This window comes from Natronosalvus rutilus (assembly GCF_024204665.1).
Taxonomy (GTDB): Archaea; Halobacteriota; Halobacteria; order Halobacteriales; family Natrialbaceae; genus Natronosalvus; species Natronosalvus rutilus.
Genome location: NZ_CP100355.1, coordinates 3391597 through 3412244, shown reverse-complemented (window position 1 = coordinate 3412244; position 20648 = coordinate 3391597). Strand labels below are relative to the sequence as shown.

Annotated in this window: 20 protein-coding genes; 12 read left to right on the top strand and 8 right to left on the bottom strand. The window is 65.6% G+C overall.

What is annotated here, in order from left to right:
• Positions 1-214 precede the first annotated feature (214 nt).
• Positions 215-1036 (top strand): amidohydrolase family protein, encoded by an 822-nt coding sequence (locus tag NGM29_RS16605; protein WP_254157769.1) that lies wholly within the window; start codon positions 215-217, stop codon positions 1034-1036.
• A 41-nt stretch (positions 1037-1077) separates the two neighbouring features.
• On the opposite strand, the gene NGM29_RS16600 is transcribed toward NGM29_RS16605, so the two are convergent.
• On the bottom strand, positions 1078-1233 hold the full coding sequence (locus tag NGM29_RS16600; RefSeq protein ID WP_254157767.1) for a hypothetical protein: 156 nt from the start codon (positions 1231-1233) through the stop codon (positions 1078-1080).
• Between the two features lie 149 nt (positions 1234-1382).
• Here NGM29_RS16600 and NGM29_RS16595 point away from each other — a divergent pair, with 149 nt between their 5' ends.
• Both NGM29_RS16595 and NGM29_RS16590 read left to right on the top strand, forming a co-directional pair.
• Positions 1383-2447, top strand: a complete 1065-nt coding sequence (locus NGM29_RS16595; protein WP_254157765.1) for a M42 family metallopeptidase — start codon at positions 1383-1385, stop codon at positions 2445-2447.
• Positions 2448-2732: 285 nt separating this feature from the next.
• Entirely contained in the window at positions 2733-3431 is a 699-nt protein-coding gene (locus NGM29_RS16590; RefSeq protein WP_254157763.1) for a plastocyanin/azurin family copper-binding protein, read from the top strand.
• Between the two features lie 81 nt (positions 3432-3512).
• On the opposite strand, the gene NGM29_RS16585 is transcribed toward NGM29_RS16590, so the two are convergent.
• Positions 3513-4034: an SRPBCC family protein gene (locus NGM29_RS16585; protein ID WP_254157761.1), complete on the bottom strand. Its 522-nt coding sequence runs from the start codon at positions 4032-4034 to the stop codon at positions 3513-3515.
• 229 nt (positions 4035-4263) lie between these two features.
• Between NGM29_RS16585 and NGM29_RS16580 the strand changes: the two genes are divergently transcribed.
• Positions 4264-5238, top strand: coding sequence for a sensor histidine kinase (locus NGM29_RS16580; RefSeq protein WP_254157759.1), 975 nt, complete (start codon positions 4264-4266; stop codon positions 5236-5238).
• Positions 5239-5611: 373 nt separating this feature from the next.
• On the opposite strand, the gene gatB is transcribed toward NGM29_RS16580, so the two are convergent.
• Together gatB and NGM29_RS16570 are read right to left on the bottom strand one after the other, a co-directional pair.
• Positions 5612-7096 carry an Asp-tRNA(Asn)/Glu-tRNA(Gln) amidotransferase subunit GatB gene (gene gatB / locus NGM29_RS16575; RefSeq protein WP_254157757.1) on the bottom strand — a complete coding sequence of 495 codons (1485 nt, stop codon included), beginning with the start codon at positions 7094-7096 and terminating at the stop codon, positions 5612-5614.
• Positions 7097-7501: 405 nt separating this feature from the next.
• Entirely contained in the window at positions 7502-8560 is a 1059-nt protein-coding gene (locus tag NGM29_RS16570) for a M20/M25/M40 family metallo-hydrolase (protein ID WP_254157755.1), read from the bottom strand.
• 132 nt (positions 8561-8692) lie between these two features.
• On the opposite strand from NGM29_RS16570, the gene NGM29_RS16565 reads away from it, so the two are divergent.
• The 3 genes from NGM29_RS16565 (at position 8693) to NGM29_RS16555 (ending at position 11595) form a co-directional block, all read left to right on the top strand.
• Positions 8693-9019 (top strand): hypothetical protein, encoded by a 327-nt coding sequence (locus NGM29_RS16565; protein ID WP_254157753.1) that lies wholly within the window; start codon positions 8693-8695, stop codon positions 9017-9019.
• Positions 9020-9168: 149 nt separating this feature from the next.
• A complete protein-coding gene (locus NGM29_RS16560) occupies positions 9169-10128 on the top strand; it encodes a zinc-dependent metalloprotease (RefSeq protein ID WP_254157751.1) in 960 nt (319 codons plus the stop codon).
• A gap of 111 nt (positions 10129-10239) precedes the next feature.
• A complete protein-coding gene (locus NGM29_RS16555; RefSeq protein WP_254157749.1) occupies positions 10240-11595 on the top strand; it encodes an ATP-grasp domain-containing protein in 1356 nt (451 codons plus the stop codon).
• Between the two features lie 84 nt (positions 11596-11679).
• Here NGM29_RS16555 and NGM29_RS16550 read toward each other — a convergent pair whose 3' ends face one another.
• A complete protein-coding gene (locus NGM29_RS16550) occupies positions 11680-12471 on the bottom strand; it encodes a hypothetical protein (protein ID WP_254157747.1) in 792 nt (263 codons plus the stop codon).
• A 275-nt stretch (positions 12472-12746) separates the two neighbouring features.
• Between NGM29_RS16550 and NGM29_RS16545 the strand changes: the two genes are divergently transcribed.
• Entirely contained in the window at positions 12747-13346 is a 600-nt protein-coding gene (locus NGM29_RS16545; protein ID WP_254157745.1) for a DNA-3-methyladenine glycosylase family protein, read from the top strand.
• A gap of 162 nt (positions 13347-13508) precedes the next feature.
• Positions 13509-14057 (top strand): metal-dependent hydrolase, encoded by a 549-nt coding sequence (locus tag NGM29_RS16540; RefSeq protein ID WP_254157743.1) that lies wholly within the window; start codon positions 13509-13511, stop codon positions 14055-14057.
• 9 nt (positions 14058-14066) lie between these two features.
• Here the strand turns inward: NGM29_RS16540 and NGM29_RS16535 are convergent, their stop codons facing one another.
• The 3 genes from NGM29_RS16535 to NGM29_RS16525 all read right to left on the bottom strand — a co-directional run bounded on the left by NGM29_RS16535 (position 14067) and on the right by NGM29_RS16525 (position 18230).
• A complete protein-coding gene (locus NGM29_RS16535; protein ID WP_254157741.1) occupies positions 14067-16736 on the bottom strand; it encodes a heavy metal translocating P-type ATPase in 2670 nt (889 codons plus the stop codon).
• A gap of 117 nt (positions 16737-16853) precedes the next feature.
• Positions 16854-17609, bottom strand: coding sequence for a helix-turn-helix domain-containing protein (locus NGM29_RS16530; RefSeq protein WP_254157739.1), 756 nt, complete (start codon positions 17607-17609; stop codon positions 16854-16856).
• Positions 17610-17660: 51 nt separating this feature from the next.
• Positions 17661-18230, bottom strand: coding sequence for a DUF8170 family protein (locus NGM29_RS16525; protein ID WP_254157737.1), 570 nt, complete (start codon positions 18228-18230; stop codon positions 17661-17663).
• 202 nt (positions 18231-18432) lie between these two features.
• Between NGM29_RS16525 and NGM29_RS16520 the strand changes: the two genes are divergently transcribed.
• From NGM29_RS16520 to NGM29_RS16510, 3 genes are all read left to right on the top strand, one after another.
• Positions 18433-18870: a winged helix-turn-helix domain-containing protein gene (locus tag NGM29_RS16520; protein WP_254157735.1), complete on the top strand. Its 438-nt coding sequence runs from the start codon at positions 18433-18435 to the stop codon at positions 18868-18870.
• Positions 18871-19001: 131 nt separating this feature from the next.
• A complete protein-coding gene (locus tag NGM29_RS16515) occupies positions 19002-19700 on the top strand; it encodes a haloacid dehalogenase type II (protein WP_254157733.1) in 699 nt (232 codons plus the stop codon).
• A gap of 104 nt (positions 19701-19804) precedes the next feature.
• On the top strand, positions 19805-20641 hold the full coding sequence (locus NGM29_RS16510) for an alpha/beta fold hydrolase (protein ID WP_254157731.1): 837 nt from the start codon (positions 19805-19807) through the stop codon (positions 20639-20641).
• Positions 20642-20648: the final 7 nt, after the last annotated feature.

Genomic DNA, 20648 nt, shown 5'->3' with positions numbered 1-20648 from the left:
ACTACTTGTATCGTCAGCACTTCTATAAAAGTATTTCGGTGCCACCGCGCTTCCCTCTGGCGATTGTGTGACGGATGCACACGCCACCTCGCTGGATCGTTCCCATCTCACCCAACGTCGAATTGCTCTCCTCTCCCCCGACGTTCGGTTGGTCTTGCTCCGCCCGGCGGCGGAAGCCGGTACGCCCATGTGTGTCGAGCAAACGCACGAGCGAATGCTCGAGCTGGAACACGACTTCCGCGTCGTCGACGTCCACGCTCGGCTGTCCCCGGACGGCAGGGGCGAGCCGTCGACTCGAGTCCCTCCGGCGACGCCCGCCCGAATTGAGCGCGAGATGCACCAGGCGGGAATTGTCCAGGCGGTCGTCTTTCCCGGAACCAGGCCCGACGAGTCCTACGTCGCCGCGAACAACGGCGTCGCCCGTCGAAGCGTCGAGCGGCCGTTCGTCGGCTTCGCCCGCATCAACGGTGTGAACGCGCTCGAGACCGACCGAACGGGGCGGTTCCGAAACGCCGTGAGCCGCCGCCAGCCGTTTCACACGACTCCCGAAGACGTCGAGCAGTACGCTTACGACGACCGGTTCCACGGGTTCGTCCTCGACCCGGCGGTCGACGGCGTCCCCGACGAGGCCGTCCTTGCAGAACTCGAGGCCGCGTCCCTGCCGGTAATCGTCCGTGGCAGCGAGGCCGCGCCACCGTCAGCCCTCGTCGACCCCCTCCTGGACCGGGGGTTTCCGGCAATCGTTTCCCACGGAGGTGGCCCCTCGGTCTGTCGGCCGTCCGCCCACGCGTTCCTCGATTTACTCGAAGCCGTCGACGACTGCTACCTCGAGACCAGCGGCGTCCGCTACCGGGAGGTTCTCGAGCGGGCGTTGCTCGAGCACCCCGACCGCGTCCTCTTCGGGAGCGGCGCACCCGACTGGCACCCGAACGTGGCGATCATGGAGATTCTGACCCTCGACGTGTCGGCGGACAAACTGCGCAGCGCGTTCTCGAAGAACGCCTGCCGTGTGATCGACTCGTTGCGGCCCGAGTGACTCGGGGACCGAACCTGCGACGAGCAAAACCAGGGGCGGCTTCAGCGCCGGTTGAGCCGAACCAGCAACCCGCCGGAGAGCGCCATCATCACCGCTCCCCAGAGTACCCAGAGCACCGCGTTCCCGAGCCCGTACACCAGCCAGAGGGTGACGACGAAACAGACGCTCAGCCCGAGGATTCGGCGATCGGCTGCCATTGTTCGCCACTCGCGTCTCGAGTATCGTGAGGGCGTCGGTTTCGCGTTCGTCCCGGACTGTCGTGATCGAGTCGCAGTCCTCGAGCACGAAACCGGCACGCCGAACCCGTTCCCACGCACTTATGCGCATTCGGGCGACAGACTCGGACATGTCTCAATCGTTCGATCTCGAACTCCTGACCGAACTCACCGAGACCAGCGGGGTCCCGGGGTACGAAGACCGGATTCGCGCCCTCGTCGAGCGCGAGTTCGAGGACAGCGTCGACCGCGTACGCATCGACGCGATGGGCAACGTCGTCGGCACTATCGAGGGCGACAGCGACTACAGCGTCGCCGTCGCCGCCCACATGGACGAAATCGGCTTCATGGTCAAGCACGTCGCCGGCGACGACGACGGCTTCGGCTTCCTCCAGCTCGACGCCCTTGGCGGCTGGGACGCCCGCGTCCTCAAGGCCCAGCGCGTGACGGTCCACACCGAGGACGGCGACCTCCCCGCCGTCATCGGCTCGCCACCGCCACACACCCTCAGCGACGAGGACCGTTCGAAGACCCCCGAGGTCGACGACGTCTACGTCGACACCGGCCTCCCGAAGGACGACCTTGAGGAGCGCGTCTCGGTCGGCGACCTCGTCACGATGGACCAGTCGACCGAGCGCGTCGGCGAGACCGTCACCGGCAAGGCGCTCGACGACCGCGTCTGCCTGTTCGCCATGCTCGAGGCCGCTCGCCGGATCGAGAATTCGGACGTGACGATTCATTTCTGTGCCACGGTCCAGGAGGAAGTCGGCCTCCGCGGGGCGAAGGCACTGGGCGTCGACGTCGACCCCGACCTGGCCATCGCGCTGGACGTCACCGTCGCCAACGACGTCCCGGGCTTCGAGGCCGCCGAACACGTCACCCGCCTCGGCGACGGGGCCGCGATCAAGCTCAAGGACGGGAGCGTCATCACCAGCCCGAAGGTCCACCGTCGACTCACGCGCGTCGCCGAGGACGAGGACATTGAGCACCAGCTCGAGATCCTGCCTGCGGGCGGCACCGACACAGCCGGCTTCCAGAATACGAGGGGTGCAAAGCCGGTCGGCGCGCTCTCCATCCCGACGCGGTACCTCCACACCGTGACTGAGATGGCCCACGTCGACGACATCGCAGCGACCATCGACCTGCTCGCGGCGTTCCTCGAGTCCGAGACCGGCGAGCACGACTACCGCTACTGATCGGTTTTCGGTTCGATTCGCGCGTCCTCATCTGTCAGTCGTCTTCTCGTCTCGAGTCGTCTCCCGGGCCTGAGATGTCTTCTCGCCTGAAGTCGCCTTCTCGCCTCGAGTTGTCTTCCCGACTCGAATCGTAGTCTCGCCTCGAGAAAACGGGCACCCAATACTATATATTCTATATCTGAGTCCGGACCGCGCTCGAGGAGAGCACACTGGTGGCAACAATCGTGGCGAGTGACAGACGATGGAATCGAAGATTTCAGTACCGGGCGTTGCTAACCCCCTGGTATGAGCCCATCCGAGGACGAGACACGACTCTCACGGCGACTCTTTCTCGCCGGCACGGCGGGGACGGCAGTCGCCACCGGCATGAGTGCGAACGCGCTCGCGCAGGAGGACAACGAGACGGATACCGGAGACGGCAACGAAACCGACTCCGGCGGCAACGAAACGGCCGAGGATGGCGGCGGAGCGGGCAACGAGTCCGAAGGCGGCAGTGGCGGCAATGAATCCGAGGGCGGTGGCGGAGAGGGCAACGAGTCCGAAGGAGGCGGTGGTGGCGGAGGTGGCGCCACCGAAACCGTCGAGATCGACGACAACGAGTTCAAGCCCGACAGCCTCTCGATCGAACCCGGCTCCACCGTCGTCTGGGAGTGGGTCGGCTCCGGCCAACACAACGTCTCCCCGGGCGAAACCCCGGACGAGGCCAACTGGGAGGGCCAGACCGACCTCCAGTCCGAAGGTACCTACGAACACACGTTCGACGTCGAGGGAACGTACGAATACGTCTGTGACCCACACGTTAGCGTCGGGATGACCGGCAGCATCGAAGTCGCTGAAGGGGCGAGCAGTGGCGGCGAGGGTGGCGCTATCTCGGTAGTTCCGGACGCCGCCTGGACGCTCCTCGTCGCGACACTGGCCGGCGTCCTCTCGACGCTCTCGCTCGTGTACGGCTTCATGCGCTACGGCGGCGACTCGGGCGAGTAACTCGACGGCCACGAACGCACTCTCGCTCGGGTCCCTCGAAACGACAGACCCACGTGCTTCGACTCTCGGAACTCGAGTCTCCTACAGCCCCTCGTGAACGGTCAACTCGATCGATCGGTGCGTCCCCTCGACGTCCGCGACGAGACGCTCGAGAACGCGACGGGCCTCGTTCATCAGTCGCGGACGTATTTTGTCGATCACCCACCCCATCGAGACGAATCGAGGGAGCGAGACGGCGTCCTCGCTGGCCGAGTGCGGATCGTAGACGGCCTCGAAGTAGAGGCGGCTGGCCGTCTCTTCTTCCGGCGGTGCCGCGTCGGGTGCGGACTCGACGCGCCACTCGCCCTCGGCATCGAGATCTTTCGTCAGTCGCCACTGCAGTGACGTCGGCACCGAAACGTCGGTGACTTCCGATCGCGCCGTGTAGCTGAGCTTCCACCACGCCAGCCGGAGGTCGTAGCGGGTTCCGGGACCGCCGTCGCCGTCGACGGTGACCGACTCGAGGTGGTCGGCGTAGCGCGGGTACCGTGTGAAGTCCGCCAGGTACGGAAAGACCTCTCCGGGCGAGCGATAGACGACCGTGCTAACGAGGATTCGGTCCACACCCCGAGTATCACGAACGGTACCGTAACTGTGACGGACCGTTTCGGGATGGGGCACAGCCTTCGCGTTTCGTCCCCCTCCCCTGGGACCCCCCCCCGGAGACGACTATCGTTCGCCACGGTTTGGACCTCGGCGGTCGCGACGAGTACGACTCCGCAGCCGCTATTTTTATGCGAATGCCTCCCAATATCGTGATATCACCCCCGAATCCTCTCCCGACACGAAGCGGTTGCGGCCACCATCGAACGGCCATCGGCACGTCATCGAAAACGTCCCCAACGGCGTCCTGGTACTATTCGACGACTCCCTCCGGTACCGCATTGTGGGCCCACACACCCTCCCGTTTTCAGGAAACCCGACGGCCGAGATGGTCGGCGAATCACTCGACGGTCTCTTTCCCGACGAAACCGCCTCGCGGCTCGAACCCGAACTTCGCGAAACGCTCGCGGGAACGCCTCGCTCCTTCGATATCGAGTACGACGGGCGCGTTCACCACGTCGAGACGAAACCGGTCACGATCGAGGACGAGCCCTACGGCGTCTTGCTCACCCAGGAGGTCACAGAACCTCGCGAGACGGCGGCTGAACTCGAGGCACAGAACGAACGACTCGACCAGTTCGCGAGCATGGTCTCTCACGACCTCCGAAATCCGCTGTCGATCGCGTTCGGCGAACTCGCGTTGTATCGCGAGACGGGCGACGAGGACAGCCTGGATCGCATCTCGGACGCGCTCGAACGGATCGACGATCTCCTCCTCGACCTGACGATACTGGCTCGACCCGGCTTGCAATCGACTGACCACGGTCCGGTCTCGATCGAGACGGTCGCTCGGGACTCCTGGACGATGGTCGAGACGAAAGATGCCACGGTCGAGGTCGATGACTGCACCGTGACTGGAAACAAGGGACAGCTACAGGCGCTCTTCGAGAACCTGTTTCGAAACGCGATCGGCCACGGCGGGGCGGACGTGACGGTTCGGGTCGGTCCGCTGGCGGACGGGTTTTACGTCGAGGATACCGGCTCAGGTATCGGTGCGTCGACGCGAGAGCGAATCTTCGAACACGGATTTACCACGGGATACAGCGGGTCCGGTATCGGCCTGACTATCGTCGCACGAATCGCCGACGAGCACGGACTCGAGGTGACGCTCGCGGAGAGCGAGGAAGGCGGTGCGCGCTTCGAATTTCGATCCTCGAGCGATTGAGTGGGACAGCCGAGGATAGAGTGCCGGGAAAACGAATGCGAGCGTCGGTTCCCTTCTCAAAGATGAGAGCCGAGCACTGACCGTCAGCGGCCGTGATTGGCCCGGTGAGTAGAGTCACGACGGTTCCACGCGTACCTTACAGCTCTCCGCCGCAGATGTGACACGAGTCGGGTTCCAGTGCCGACCGATGAACGAATTCACAGTGTGTACAGCGGACGACGACGGGGTCTTCTGAACAGGCCATTACTCACCCGTTTCGTATAGACAATCGTGTAGGTTTGGAAGGGACACAAGAATTGCACCAATCGAGAACGAACCCGGCTCAGATTCCCACCCGACCCGCCACAGCCCCGAAGCGGACTCGAACCGCGTTTCACTCCTCGAGTTCTGCCCGCAGGAGTCCGTTGACGTCGCCTGGGTCGGCGCTTCCGCCGGTCTTTTGCATGACCTGCCCGACGAGGAAGTTGATCGCACCGCCCTCGCCGGCCTCGTAGTCGGCGACGGCGTCCGGATTCTCCTCGATAGCCTCGACGACGGCGGTCTGCACCTCGTCTTCGCCGGTCTTGCCCAGCCCTTCGCGCTCGACGATCGCGTCCGGATCGTCACCATCGTCGAGCATCCCGCGGAGGACGACCTCTTTCGCGTTCTTCGCCGTAATCTCGTCGGTCGCGACGAGTTCGACCAGCCGGGCAACCTCGTCGAGCCGTCCCTCGAGGTCGGTGACGTCCATGTCACGGTAATTGAGTTCCCCGAGAAGTTCGTCGGCGACCCAGGTCGCCGCCAGGTCGGGGTCGAACGCGCTGGCGACGTCCTCGTAGAAGTCCGCGACCTGCTTCGTGGACGTGAGCTTCGAGGCCGCTTCCTCGCCCAGGCCGTACTCCTCGCCGAAGCGCTCGCGACGGGCCTTGGGGAGCTCCGGAATCATAATCTCGTCCTTCCAGTGAGAGACCCGCAGCGGCGGGAGGTCGGCCTCGCGAAAGTACCGGTAGTCCTTCTCGGCTTCCTTCGAGCGCATCGAGACCGTGATCCCGCGGCTCTCGTCCCAGTGGCGGGTCTCCTGTTCGACTTCGCGACCGCGTCGAACCGCGTTCTTCTGGCGGGTCTCCTCGTAGGCCAGTGCCTTCTCGGCGCCCTTGTGACTCGAGATGTTCTTCACCTCGGTCCGGTTGGCCGCCTCGAGCGCGTCGAGACCGATCGAGCCGTCGCCGTCGACCTCCTCGCCGTCGACGATCGAGAGGTTGGCGTCGATCCGCAGGCTGCCGTCGCGCTCGGCGTCGAAGACGCCCAGGTACTCGAGGACCTCCTCGAGTTCCGTGAGGAAGGCCCGAACCTCCTGGGGGCTGCGGAAGTCGGGGGCCGTGACGATCTCCATGAGCGGCGTGCCGGCGCGGTTGTAGTCGACGAGCGTGTAGTCCGCGGTGTCGATGCTGCCGCCGACGTGCTGGAGGCTCCCGGGGTCCTCCTCGAGGTGGGCACGTTCGATCGTGATTTCCCGGCGTTCGCCCTCGACGGCGACCTCGAGCGTACCGTCCTGGCAGATCGGTTCGTCGTATTGCGTAATTTGAAAGTTCTTCGGGAGGTCGGGGTAGTAGTAGTTCTTCCGGTGAAAGCGCGTCTCCTCGGGGATATCGGCGTCGATGGCCTTGCCGATCTTGACGGCGGCCTCGACGGCGGCCTCGTTGAGGACGGGCAGGGCGCCGGGGAGGCCCAGGCAAACGGGGCAGACGTGTTCGTTGGGGCCGTCGGCGGGGTCGGTGGAACAGCCACAGAAGATCTTGGTGTTCGTCTCTAGCTGGACGTGCACCTCGAGGCCGATGACGGTGACGAGGTCCCCCTGCTGGACGGTTTGCGCGGTCATTGGAGGCGATTTGACCCGCGGGCGCTAAAGGATAACGGAGCCAGATTGGTGTCTAATGAGGACTTCTCGAGACGGAAGAGCGGCTCACGAATCCGAATATCACCCGGAACACTAACGTCCAGCATCATCCCGTGGCGGCGTGCCGCGTCTGCTGGCTAACCCTCGTGCCGGGCGTGTGCACGATTCCGACGAATCGCGACTTTTGGGACGGCGCGAGCCGTCGAACGACTGTCGCGTACCCGGGTTCGCCGAACGGTCATCGCACCCGAAGTGGGTCTACTCGGTCGGGGACTAAAGGTACGCACTCGATCTAGGCGACGGCACTGCTTATATACTGCGGTCGGCCTTCATCTCTCGATTCTCCCTCGAGCATCCGTTGTGACGACGGCAATACTCAAGTCCTGATCAGAGATTCACCGAAAACGGCGTGAACTCGTGGGCCGAACTCGCGAACGATCCCAGCAGATCAGCGATGTCCTCGAGATCCTCGGTATCGACCACTTCCACCGGGGTGTGCATGTATCGGTTAGGGACGCTCACGACCTGGGAGGGAATCGCCCCCGCAGCGGTGAAGAAACTGTCGGCGTCCGTGCCGGTGCCGAGGCCGAGAGCTTCGACCTGGACGTCGATTTCCTCGTCGTCGGCCACCGTTTGGAGGGCGTCGAAGAGCACTGGATGGTTGGTGCTGCCGCGACCGAGTGCCGGTCCGCCGCCCAGTTCCATCTGGCTCGTCTTCTCGCTGGGTGCAGAGGGGTAGTCGACTGCGTGACCGACATCGACGACGACCACGGCGTCTGGCTCGAGGTCGAAACCGACCATCTTCGCCCCTTTCGTGCCCACCTCCTCCTGGACGGTCGAGACGGCGTAAACCGTGGCGTCGGTTCCGCTCTCGACGGCCCGGCGGAACGCTTCGGCGGCGATCCAGGTGCCGACGCGGTTGTCGATGCCGCGGGCGGCCAGTCGGGTCTCGGAGAGCCAGGCAACGCTCGAGGAGAAGGTAATCGGGTCGCCGACGGCGACGCGCTCGGCCGCTTCCTCTTCGTCCTCGGCGCCGATGTCGATCCAGAGGTCCGAAATTTCGGGCTCGTCGTCGTCCTCTCGGAGGTGGATCGCGGTCTGACCGATCACGCCCTCGACGGGGCCGTCCTCGGCGTGTACCGTCACGTGCTGGCCGCGGGCGACGGAGGGATCGCTGCCGCCGATGCGGCCGACGTTGAGGAAGCCGTCGTCGTCGATCGAGCGCACGATGAAACCGATCTCGTCGGCGTGGCCCGTCAGGGCGATTTCGGGGCCGTTGGAGTCGCCTTCGTGGACGGCGATCGCGTTACCGTAGGCGTCGGTACGGACCTCGTCCGCGAACTGCGAGACGTAGTCGATCCAGACGCGCTGGCCGCGGGTTTCGTACCCCGACGGGGAAGGCGTCTCGAGAAGTGAAACGAGAACGTCGCGTGGCTGAGAGCCCATAGGAAGTGGTCGGAAGGCCATGATTTGAACCTGTTGACTCTTCGCGTCGACCTCGAGGACGGACTCGTACTCTTCCTGCGCACGGCGACGACCAGCACAACTGGTAAATGACCGCCCGTTGTGGGGCCCAGTATGGGCGATAAAAACATCACCCTCTTCGAGTTGCACCTCGACGGAGAAACACAGTTCGGACCCAGGACGCTCAGCGAGAAACTCCCGTTCGGTGAGGGGGGCCTCGAGACCGAGTCGGAATCGGAATCGGAACTCGAATCCGAATCCACGACCGACCAGGACGAGGACGGGGCCGCGGCCGACGACGGCGGCAGGGGAAGCGCCCTCGGCGTCGTCGTCGCGCTCGTCGTTCTGGTCGGCATCGCCGTCGCGGTCAAGAAGTTCCGCGGCGGCGACGAGGAGGAGACAGTCGAGCCGGAAGACGAGCCGGACGTCATCGTCACGTAGACGAACGACGTTCGTCGGTTCGGTCGATTGTTGGGTTCCCGGGACTCGAGCCAGTCGCCCCCGACCATGGTGATCACTCGAGCGAAATCGACTGACCGCGAGACGCCACGCGACAGAACGCTTTTTGCTCCCGTCCGCTTACTCGAGGTGTGAATCTCTATCGCAGCGTTCGCGCCGTCGCCGGCGCCTCCGGTGACGACGCGGTCGACTGGCGTGCCGCGGCCGAGGCCGCGAAAGCCTCGACCGAACCCGGATCGCTCGAACTCGATCCCGACGAGGAAGCCGCCTACGCTCGCGACGTCCGGGACGCCCGGGCAGGCGTCCAGGAGGCTGCGGGCCTCGAGTTCGACGTCCCTGACGTCGTCGAGATCCAGAATCGGCACCACTGGATCGACGCCAACATCGCCACCTTCGAGCGCGTGATGGCGCCCATGGAATCCCAGCTGGGTGCGTTTCCGGGCGCCGCGCGGACGATCAACACCGGGACGATGACCGTCCTACTCGCCTTTCTCGGACGGAACGTCCTCGGCCAGTACGACCCGCTGTTGCTCGCGGAGACGCCCGACGAGGACCACGCGCTGTACTTCGTTCGTCCGAACATCCTCAAGGCCGCGGAGGTCCTCGACGTCGATTCCGACCGGTTCCGCCGCTGGATCGCCTTCCACGAGGTGACCCACGCGGCCGAGTTCGGCGCTGCACCCTGGCTGTCGACGCACCTCGAGTCGCGCATGCAGGAGGGAATCGACGCCCTCGCGGAGGGCTCGTTCGACCGGAACGCGTTCCGCGAACTGGACGTCACGATGACGGTCGTCGAGGGTTACGCCGAGTTGCTGATGGATCACGCATTCGACGACGAGTACGCGGACCTCCGGCGGAAACTCGACGCCCGTCGACAGGGACGCGGGCCGATCCAGCGGCTGTTCAGGCGCCTGCTGGGCCTGGGTCTCAAACAGCGCCAGTACGAGCGCGGCAAGTCGTTCTTCGAGGGGGTCACCGGCGCTCGAGACGTCGCGTTCGCAAGTCGGGTGTGGGACCATCCGGACAACCTACCGACCGGCGAGGAACTCGATGATCCCGGACGCTGGGTCCGTCGTCTCGAGCGCGCGTAACCATCGGCCCTGCGAACCGTTCTTCTCTCCAAGGGGATCGACGGGCTGAACCGTTCACACGGACGGCGAGAACTGATAACGCTTTTCCGCGCAGCCAGAGTGTCGTCGACTATGACAACGGCCGATTCCGTCACGGTGGGGGTACTGAGTCTGCACACGAGCAAGGAGTCGAAGGCGATTCTCAACGCGGTCGAGGAACTGGGCCACGAGACGGCGTGGCTTCGCGAGGAGAACACGGCGATCAGCGTCGACGACGGCTCGGTCACCCTTGAGCCCGACGTCGACGTCATCGCGAACCGCATGCTGCTCTCGAACACCGAACAGCCCTGCGAGGAACTCGGGCTGGCGGACACGCTCAGTCGGCTGGTTCCGATGCTCAACGAACCGTCGGCGACGTTGACGGCGTCGCACAAGCTGGCTACGGCGGCCGCGCTCGCGTCGGCCGACGTCCAGGTTCCCGACGTCTTTCTCTCGCTCAGCACGGAGCGACTGAACGCGAACCGGGACCGATTCGGCGAGGAGGCGGTCTACAAGACGGCAATCGGAACTCACGGTGGCGGGACCTGGAAGGTCGGCCTAAACGACCCCGTCAACTCGAAGGTCGGGAACCGCTACGCCTTCCTCCAGAAGCTGATCGACCGCGACGGCGAACGCCACCGCGACATCCGCGTCTACGTCGTTGGCGACGAGGTCGTCGGCGCGATGTACCGCTACGCGCCCGACAACGACTGGCGGACGAACGTCGCCGTCGGCGGCTCGGTCGAGGACGCGACCGACTCCCTCCCCGAGGAAGTCACCGACATCGCCGTCGACTCGGCCCAGATCGTCGGCCTCGACTACGCCGGCGTCGACATTGTCGAGGGAGACGACGGCTGGTTCGTCCTCGAGGTCAATCCGACAGCTGGGTTCAAGGGCCTCTACCAGGCGACCAACGTCAGCCCGGCCCCCTACATCGCGAAACTCGCCATCGAGCGAGCGGGCGGCGAGGTCGACGACGGGCGCGTCTGGGAACTCTCGGCGAGCCTTGACGACTCGACGCCCTCTGCGATGCCTGAGAGGCTCACCACGACAGACGGCGAGGCCGCGATCATCGGCTACACCGAGGAGGTCGTCCTCTCCGGTACCAGCGGCTCGAAGTCCGTCTACGCCAAGTCCGACACGGGCGCGACGCGGACCAGCATCGATACGCGCCTGGCCGCCGACATCGGCGCCGGCCCGATCAAGTCGATCACGCGGGTGAAGTCGGGCAGCAGCAAGACCTCGAAGAGTCGGCCCGTCGTCGACGTGGTTGTCGGCGTCGGCGGCAATCAGCACACCGTCACCGCGAGCGTCGAGGACCGCAGTCACATGGATTACCCGGTCATCCTCGGCCGCGACATCCTCGGGAACTACCAGGTCGACGTGAGTCGGCGTGTCGACGGCGACGTGCCCGATAGCCCGGAGGAGGAAGAAGAGAGCCTCGAGTAGCTCAAAGTAAGGGAATCTCGAGTTGTCACTGGAAAAGAACCCTCCAGCAGTCGCGGGAAAAGGACCCTCGAGCAGCGCCACAACTCACTCTCGAGTCGACTCCGTCGGGGCGACGATCACGGATTCGTCGGTCACGTCCACAACCTTCGAACGGTCGATCGAAACCGAGCCCCGTTCCTGGTGTCCCCAGCCGAGTCGGGCCCTGAGCCGTTCTGTAAGTCCGCCCTCGGATTCGACGAGAAGGTGCTCGTCGGTGACGCCGGCGACGGTGCCGAGTCGTTCCCCGGCGGTATCGACGACTGGCTTTCCCTCGTCGGTCGCGCCGAGTCGGTCGCCACCCTCCGAACGTTCCGTTCGCCGGCCCGCTCGCGGCGTCGAGCGCGCGCCGCCACCCATAGCTGCCTGTTCTTCGCGAACGACGACGCCACCACCCATCGCCTCCTCGTGGTCGGCCGACTCGGCGCCGCCGCCCATCGGAACGATTTCGTCCGGATACTCCTCGCGAGCGGGTTCCGAGGGATCGATCTCGATCTTCAGCGCCTCCTCGTCGGCGAGCGCCTGCTCGAGCGCCGGCCGATCGATGCCGGTTCGTCTAGCCACGCGCGCTCGAGACGTGAGCGCGAAGTACCCGATTTCCTGCGAGTTCGGATCGTCCTGGAGGTGGACGAATGCCAGGTCGTACCGATCCAGGACGTCCGCGAACGCGCCCCACTCGAGTTTGCGGTGGTCCGGCGAAACGTCTTCCTGGTGCACGAAGGTGTACGTCCGCTCACCGCCCTCCTCGAGGACGACGGGGCGGGCGTGGCGGTCGGCGGCCCAGCGTTCGATGCGGTCGGGGTCGGTCGTCACCCAGGCGGTCGCGTGGTCGTCAGCCATACGGACCCGCCGTCGCCCACCATCCCAAATCGTCCGGACCGTTTCGGGCGACAGGCGGCGATTGCCCTGTACTCGACGTCACGTCGATCTGTAACTCGCCGTCTCGGTTTGTCTCCAGACGGCAAACAGGGCCGTTCAGTCGGGCGATCCGCGCACATAGTGCGATTACGAGCGGGGTGCAGTGAGTAACCGTAGCTTTCCTGGGGCACCGGAGACGGGTTGGTCGGTGTGCCTCGAGCAACGACCTTTTGCCCGTTCCGTGCTTCTTGTCGTCAATGTCGACGTACGCAGCGGCCGAAGCCGTCCTTCGGCGCGATCCGATCATGGCCGACCTCGTCGAACGGTACGACCTCGCGCCGATCGACTCCTCAATGGGCGAGTACGAACGGCTCCTCGTCTCGATCATCAACCAGCAGCTATCGACGGCCTCCGCGATGGCCGTCCGCGAGCGCACATTCGACGTCCTGAACCAGGAGATTACGCCGAGGCGCGTCCTCGAGGTCGAGGACGAACCGCTGCTCCAGGCAGGGTTGAGCCGGTCAAAGGTCGAGTACGCCCGAAACGCCGCCGAGGCGTTTCTCGAACGCGACCTCACCAGGGAGGGGCTGAGCGACCACACGAACGACGAGGTGCGCGAGGAACTGACGGCAATTCGGGGCGTCGGCGACTGGACGGCCCGTATGTACCTCCTGTTCGTCCTCGAGCGTCCCGACGTGCTCCCACTCGGCGACCTCGCTGTCCGGCGGGGCATCGAAGCGCTGTACAACGACGGGGAGGAACTCTCTCGAGCGAAAATGCGCGAGATCGCCGAACCGTGGCGTCCCTATCGAAGCCTGGCGACGCGGTACATCTGGGCGGACTATGAGGACGACTGACGCGCTTGAGTAACTGGTCCATTTTTTGAAGTATTTTGATGCATATTGTGTAGTATATTGATACACCAGATATAGTTACCCTACTGCTCGAGCACCGGCTCCGAAGCACGGCGAGCGGATGGCCAACTTCCTTTGTAGGAGCGGGATAAATTGTGAGTCGTCGTGCAGCCCATCGTCCACCCCGTCGTCGGCTACCTCTGTTACGCGGCGTACGCCCGATGGCGCCGCGGTGAGCCACCGCACGACGGACCGGCGCTCGTCGCCGTCCTGGCCGCAGGCCTCGCCGACCTGATCGACAAGCCGCTGGCCGCCGCGGGTGTCGTTGACGTCGGCCGAACGGTCGGTCACTCCCTCCTGTTCGTCGTTCCGGTCGTGGCCGTTTCCTGGATCACCGCCGCTCGAGCAAACCGCCGGGACCTCGGGGTCGCCGTCGCCATCGGGTACGGCTCACACGTTCTCGCGGACGTCCCCTGGCACGTACTGTCCGGGGATTACGCGGAACTGGGGTTCCTGCTGTGGCCGGTGACCCACATGCCGGCGTACACGGGAGTCAAACCCTTCGGTCTCGGTACCGTCGCGGGTTTCGAGGCGACAACGCTGTGGCTCGAGGCGGTCATCCTGGTCGCGGGAATCGTCCACTGGTGGATCGACGGGCGGCCGGGCGTCGGGGCCGTCGGGAGCATTACCGGCCGACTACTCGAGCGCGGATAATCGGCTGGTTCAGGCGGACGAAACGTCCTCGTCCGGCGTCTCCGGTTCCACTCGCGAGAGGCGCAGGGCGTTGCCCGCCACGGCGAGGCTCATCCCCATGTCGCCGATCACGACGGCGTGGATGATCGTCACCAGTCCGAACGGGGCCCCCGCGGCCAGCACCGCCTTGACGGCGAGACTCGAGCCGATGTTCTGGCGGATCACGCCGTTGGCCGTTCCCGAGAGCCGGTAGAGGTACGGTAGTCGGGTGAGGTCGTCGCCCATCAGGGCCACGTCGGCGGTCTCGAGGGCGGTGTCGGTCCCGGCGGCCCCCATCGCGATGCCGACGCTCGCGGTGGCCAGGGCGGGGGCGTCGTTGATGCCGTCGCCGACCATCGCGACGGTCCGCTCGGAATCGGGCGAATCCCCTCCCTCGAGGTCGCGGATCGCCTCGAGTTTCTCCTCGGGGAGCAGTTCGGCGTGGTACTCGTCGATGCCCACCTCCTCGGCGATGGCGCGGGCGGTCCCCTCGTTGTCGCCGGTGAGCATGACGACGCGAACGCCCTGCTCCTGGAGTTTCGAAACGGCCCACGCGGCCTCCGGACGAACGCGGTCGGCCACGGCGACCAGCCCCAGGAGGCGGTCGTCGGTGCCGACCAGCACGACCGTCTTCCCCTCGGACTCGAGTCGGGGGACCACCGTTTGCAGGAGGTCGAGACAGTCTTCGCGGCTACACTGGGGTTGGGTATCGATCTCTTCGGGGGACGCTACGCCGACACCCGATCCGCCGTCAGTTCGCGCGTGCGTGTGCTCGAGGTCCAGCCCCAGGCCGTCGAACAGGTCCGGCTTGCCGACGTAGTGGCGCTCGCCGTCGAGGTCGCCCCGGACGCCGCGGCCGGTGAGTGCCTCGAAGTTCGCCACCGCCGCGCCGTCGCCGTTTGCGCCGACTCCTTGCTCGTCTACGTAGCCGACGATGGCCTCGCCGACCGGGTGTTCGCTCCGCCGCTCGAGGGCCGCTGCCCTGGCCAGCACGTCGGCCTCGTCGGCTCCCTCGAGGACGACCACGTCGGTCACCGAGAGCTCGCCTGTGGTCAGCGTCCCCGTCTTGTCGACGGCGAGGACGTCGCTCTCGCCTACGGCCTCGAGGTACCGACCGCCCTTGATCAGCACGCCGTTTTTCGCGGCGCTCGTGATTCCCGAGACGACGCTGACGGGCGTCGAAATGACGAACGCGCAGGGGCAGGCGATCACCAGCAGGGTGAGTCCCCGGAGGAACCACGTGTTCCAGTCGGCGCCGACGAGCAGCGGCGGGCCAACTGCCAGCGCGACCGCCGAGACGACGACGATCGGCGTGTAGACGGATGCGAACCGGTCGACCATCCGCTCGCGGTTCGTCCGCTCGCGCTCGGCGTCGGCGACGAGGTCGACGATCCGGGAGAGCGTCGACTCACCGGCCTCGCTCGTGACCTCGACCTCGAGGTAGCCCGACTCGGCGATGGTCCCCGCGTAGACCTCGTCGCCGCTCGAGCGGTCGACGGGGACGCTCTCGCCGGTGATCGGCGACTGGTCGACCGCGCTGGTGCCCGCGCGGACGACGCCGTCGGCAGGAATCTTCTCGCCAGGCCGGACGACGACGGTGTCGCCCGGCTTGAGGACGTCCGCGGGAACGGTCTCTTCCTCGCCGTCCGAGCGCTTGACGGTCGCCGTCTCCGGCGAGAGTTCCATCAGCTCCCGCAGGGAGTCGCGGGCGCGGTCCATCGAGAACCGCTCGAGCAACTCCGCGACGCTGAACAGGACGGCGAGCATCGCCCCCTCGAAGGGGTGGTGGGCCGCGACGCTGGCCAGGATCCCGGCGCTCATCAGGAAGTCGATGTCGAGGCTCCGCGCTCGCAGGGAGTAGTAGCCGCTTCGCAGCACCGGCGTCCCGGCGACGGCTGCACCCGCGATGAACAGCAGATGGGAGACGGCGAACTCCCGGCCCAGCACGGTGGCGACGGTCGGGTTCGAACTCGTGAGGACGAACGCCAGTGCCATCCCGACCGCGAGGAACACGGCGCCGATCGCCGTCGTCAGGGCTCGCCGGGTTCGCCAGATCGGCGTCGATTCCTCGTACTCGGCGTTCTCGTCGCTATCTGAGAGCGGGCGAGCGTCGTAACCGGCGCCTTCGATCGCGGCGACGACGGTCTCGTCGACGTCGGACGCGGACTGAGCGGTCGATTCCGCGGTGCCCGCGTCGGACGCCGACTGGGTTTCCGACCTCGAGTGACTCGCGTCGGTCCTCTTCACCGTCACCGTCACCGTCACGCGCCCCGATCCAGGGAGTGTCTCGACCGACTCCAGGTCCTCGAGGTCCGCGAGCGCTCGCTCGACCTTGCTGGCACACGAGGCACAGTCCATGCCGGGGACCGCGTAGGCTCGTTCGCCGGTCCCGTCGGGGTGACCGCCGTCGTCTCGACGGGTCGACGCCACCACGTCGTAGCCGACGCCCTCGATCCGTGCGCGAATCTCGCTCTCGTCGGTTCGCTCCGGGTCGTAGCGCACGAGGAGGCGGCCGCTTGCGACGGCTGGATCGATCTCGGCGATGCCGTCAACTCCCGCCAGGCTGCGTTCGATTTTCGTCGCACACGACGAACAGTCCATCTCCGGCACCCGAACCTCGAGCTCGGCCACTCGGGTGCCATCGACGGATCGATCACTCATTACTGCCGAGTACGGTCCCGGCACCTATACCGCTTATTTGGCGCACGCCAACTTTGGTTTCGTCACGATGCGGGTCGCCCACGATACGAATGCGGGCGACAGCTCCTCGACGGACGGCTATCGAGCGGGCAACACGGCCTCGAGGGAGTCGTCGCTCGCGACCACCGACTGCGCGAGGGCGGCCTCGGCCCGACGGAGGCGATAGGAGAGCGTCGACCGAGGAATCTCGAGGGCCTCGGCCAGCTCCGAAAGTTCAACCGCGCGCGGCGTCTCGTAGTACCCCGCTTCGACCGCCGCCCGGAGGGCCTCGAGTTGGTCACTCGACAGTCCCAGCCCGTCGTCGTGGCTGGCATCGAGTGAGCGGTCGGGGTCCAGGTCGGTCAGGCGCAACATCTCGATCCCGGTACACTCGCCGACCTCGGCATCGAGCGCGTCGAAGAAGTCGTGGATCGGCGCCTCGTCGCCGAGGACGATCCGCCAGCGGTGGCGCCGGCCTTCGCGGTCGGTCTCGAACAGCAGGCCGGGCCCGAAGTGCTCGAGCGCCAGGTGGGGAACCGAGGTGCACTCGTCCGTCCGCTCCCAGAACGTGTAGACGATGCGCGTATCGCTCGAGCGGTCGAGCACCTGAGTCTCACAGGACGCGCCACAGTCGTCCCTGACGAGGCAGTCCGCGAAGTAGGCGGCGTCCTGGTAGGCGGCCTCGAGGGCCTCGAGGGCTTCGGTCGGGCCGGTCGCGTGGTCGACCCGCCAGAGGCTGTCGGGGGTGACGTGACACGACAGCGACCGAATCCGCGCGTCGGGGTGGTCCGCGAGTACGTCCGCCACGGGGTTGGTCCCGGGGTCGTACTCGAGGGCGAAGACGAACTCTCTCATTGGTGGGAGTAGGGGACGGCAGTCAAAAAGGGTTCCTGCGAGATTGTGAGACTACGGTATCGACTCCGTTCGCTCGCGGAGTTCGGGTTCGCTCGACCACTCGAGGAGTCGCCCCTCCTCGCCCAGCAACTCGAAGAAGTGGGCGATCATCGCGTCGAACGCCGCGTACTCCGCCTCTCGATCATCGTACGCGCGCTTCAGCGCCCACGTCTTCTTTCGCAGCGGCGGGTGTGACAGCGCTCCAGCTTCCCACTCGTGACCACCGCGATTGTGTTCGAAGACGCCGACGACGGTGTCGACTCGACGGACGAGTACGTGAAACTTGAGCGCGAAGTTCGTCGTGAACTCGGGGACCTCCTTCATCAGGAACGCGTGATCGTTGGACCGACGCTCGTCCAAAACGTCCCGGACCGCGACCAGTCGCGTCTCTTCCTCGTCGCCGTAGCTTCCGATGACGAAGTAGGATCGGTCGCTGTAGAGCACGCGGGTGAACGCGTCGTGATCCTCGAAGACGGCCCGCTTCAGGGCCTGCACGTCCTCCGGCGTCAGCGACCGGTCGGCCGTCGTCTCGAGGGTCTCGAGCACGTCGTCGACGGCCTCGAGTCGGTCGTCTCCGTCCATTGTCGTATTTATCGGACGAAATGCCGTGGAATAGTGGTGTCGATTCGCTCGGCGGTCGACGTTACAGAGATCGATTCAGTTACAATCGTCCCAGTCATAACCGATTCAGTTGTAACCAGCATAGTTGCAACCAGTTCAGTTACGACTGTCACAGTCTGGACCCAAACGATTAAACCGACGGTCGACGTAGTTATCGATAGCCATGTCCCACGACGCCCGCGCACCCGATCCGTCGACAGCGGACGCAAGTGCCGAAAGTACGGAGTGGGACCGTCTGCGGCTCATCACCCAGCCGACTCGAGCGGCGCTGCTCAGCGACATCCTCGGCCACCCGAAGGAATCCCCCAGCGTTCGCGAGTTCGACTACCGCAATCCGGACGTCAAGCGGAGCACCATCGAGTACCACCTCCAGGAACTGGTCGAGGCCGGCGTCGTCGAGAAGATCACGCTCCCGGCAGGCGAGCGCAAACGGGACCTCCCGTCGACGTTTTACGGGTTGACCGACGAGGGCTACGACCTGCTCGAGCGCCACGGCCTCCTCGAGGAGCAACCGGTCTGGAAGGCGGTCGACGAACGGCTTGAGAAGCCGCCCGAGATCCGGGCGGCGGAGGAACTCGACCGACACGCGGACGGCGCGTAATCAACGACACCGTTTTCGTGGCGCTGACTCGAGGGGATCAGCTTCTAGCCCGGTGAACGCGGTCGAGTTGAGCCGAGCGCGAGAACGGGGGCCGCCCAAGTTATTTCGACGTCGGCCGCGAATCAAACGGTATGTCCTCGTCCTTCGATCCCGACGCGGTCGAAGCGGTCGCGTTTGATTCGTACGGCACGCTCGTGGATGTCTCGGGGATCGCCGACGCCCTCGAGCCGCACCTCGAGGAAGCCGACCCGGCCCTCGTCGCGACGATCTGGCGGCAGCGCTCGCTGGCGTACGCGATGGTCGGGAACGCCATCGGCGAGTACGACTCGTTCTACGCGATGAACCGTCACGCCCTGCGATTCGCGCTCGAGACGGTCGGCGTCGACCTCGAGGAAGCCGAGCGTGAGGCCGTGCTCTCGACGTACCACGAACTGCCGGTGTTCGACGACGTTCGCGACGGCATCGAGCGCGTCCGCGACCTCGGGTACGACTGTTACGTCGTCTCGAACGGTAACGAGGCGATGCTCGAGTCACTGGTCGACCACGGGGACCTGAAGAACCTGCTCGTCGACACGATCAGCGCGGACGAGGTCGAGCAGTTCAAGCCGGAATCGGAACTGTATCGCCACGCCGCTGACCGAATCGGTGCCCCGGTGGGATCGATCGCGTTCGTCGGCGCGGGCTGGTGGGACGTGCCGGGCGCGATGAACGCCGGGATGCAGGGCGTCTGGATCAACCGACAGGACACGCTCTGGGGGCCATACGACGTCGAACCCGATCTGACGATCGAGACGATCCACGACTTCGCGGCCGAACTCGAGAAGGCGTAAATTCGGAGAACTCGCGTCTGCCCCCGCCCTCACTGTCCGTGGCCGTCCTCCGTGCGGAAGCAAGGCCAAGCACTAATGCCAGTGGTGTGGCAGCGCGACACGGTATGGAGTACGAACGCTGGACGAGCGAGCAGCGGACGGAAACGGTCTCCGTCGACGAACACGACCTCGAGGTCGCTTACTACGATGAGGGCAACGGCGAGCCGATAGTATTCTGCCACGGGATCCCAACGTCCTCGTTCCTCTGGCGCGAAATCGCCCCGCCGCTCGCCGACGACTACCGCGTGATCGTCCCCGACATGGTGGGGTACGGGAACTCGGCGATGCACGACGGGTTCGACCGCTCGATCAGGGCGCAAGAGGAGATGATCGACGGATTGCTCGACGAACTGGGCGTCGACCCCGTTACGTTCGTCGGTCACGACCTCGGTGGGGGCGTCGGACTCCGGTACGCCGTCCACGAACCCGAGGCGGTCGATCGACTCGTTCTCTCGAACGCGGTCAGCTACGACTCCTGGCCGATCGAGACGATCGTCGATCTCGGTATTCCGTCGACCATTGACGAGATGAGCGTCGACGACGTGCAGGAGATGGTCGAAAAGATCTTCCGCAGCACCCTCGCTGGCGATCCGGACGAGGCGTTCCTGGAGGGAATGCTCGCGCCGTGGAACACCGAGGAAGGGATCGTCTCGCTCTCGCGAAACGCCATCGCGACGAACACGAGCCACACGACCGAGATCGATCCCGGCGAGGTTACCGCGCAGACGCTGCTGTTGTGGGGTGGCGACGACGAGTTTCAGCCAATGGAGTACGCGGAGCGACTCGAGTCGGACGTTTCCGACGCGGAACTCGTCGGCCTCGACGGGGCGAACCACTGGGTGATGGTCGACCAGCCGGAGGCGTACCTCGATCGGCTTCACTCGTTCCTCGAGGGTGCCTGAAAGCGCC

Bases quoted from the DNA above. Each gene is read 5' to 3' on its own strand.
- NGM29_RS16590 (WP_254157763.1), top strand. From the start codon at position 2,733: ATGAGCCCATCCGAGGACGAGACACGACTCTCACGGCGACTCTTTCTC.
- NGM29_RS16515 (WP_254157733.1), top strand. From the start codon at position 19,002: ATGTCCTCGTCCTTCGATCCCGACGCGGTCGAAGCGGTCGCGTTTGAT.
- NGM29_RS16520 (WP_254157735.1), top strand. From the start codon at position 18,433: ATGTCCCACGACGCCCGCGCACCCGATCCGTCGACAGCGGACGCAAGT.
- NGM29_RS16605 (WP_254157769.1), top strand. From the start codon at position 215: ATGCTCGAGCTGGAACACGACTTCCGCGTCGTCGACGTCCACGCTCGG.
- NGM29_RS16550 (WP_254157747.1), bottom strand. From the start codon at position 12,471: ATGGCTGACGACCACGCGACCGCCTGGGTGACGACCGACCCCGACCGC.
- NGM29_RS16525 (WP_254157737.1), bottom strand. From the start codon at position 18,230: ATGGACGGAGACGACCGACTCGAGGCCGTCGACGACGTGCTCGAGACC.
- gatB (WP_254157757.1), bottom strand. From the start codon at position 7,096: ATGACCGCGCAAACCGTCCAGCAGGGGGACCTCGTCACCGTCATCGGC.
- NGM29_RS16555 (WP_254157749.1), top strand. From the start codon at position 10,240: ATGACAACGGCCGATTCCGTCACGGTGGGGGTACTGAGTCTGCACACG.
- NGM29_RS16565 (WP_254157753.1), top strand. From the start codon at position 8,693: ATGGGCGATAAAAACATCACCCTCTTCGAGTTGCACCTCGACGGAGAA.
- NGM29_RS16530 (WP_254157739.1), bottom strand. From the start codon at position 17,609: ATGAGAGAGTTCGTCTTCGCCCTCGAGTACGACCCCGGGACCAACCCC.
- NGM29_RS16535 (WP_254157741.1), bottom strand. From the start codon at position 16,736: ATGAGTGATCGATCCGTCGATGGCACCCGAGTGGCCGAGCTCGAGGTT.
- NGM29_RS16510 (WP_254157731.1), top strand. From the start codon at position 19,805: ATGGAGTACGAACGCTGGACGAGCGAGCAGCGGACGGAAACGGTCTCC.
- NGM29_RS16545 (WP_254157745.1), top strand. From the start codon at position 12,747: ATGTCGACGTACGCAGCGGCCGAAGCCGTCCTTCGGCGCGATCCGATC.
- NGM29_RS16570 (WP_254157755.1), bottom strand. From the start codon at position 8,560: ATGGGCTCTCAGCCACGCGACGTTCTCGTTTCACTTCTCGAGACGCCT.
- NGM29_RS16600 (WP_254157767.1), bottom strand. From the start codon at position 1,233: ATGGCAGCCGATCGCCGAATCCTCGGGCTGAGCGTCTGTTTCGTCGTC.
- NGM29_RS16595 (WP_254157765.1), top strand. From the start codon at position 1,383: ATGTCTCAATCGTTCGATCTCGAACTCCTGACCGAACTCACCGAGACC.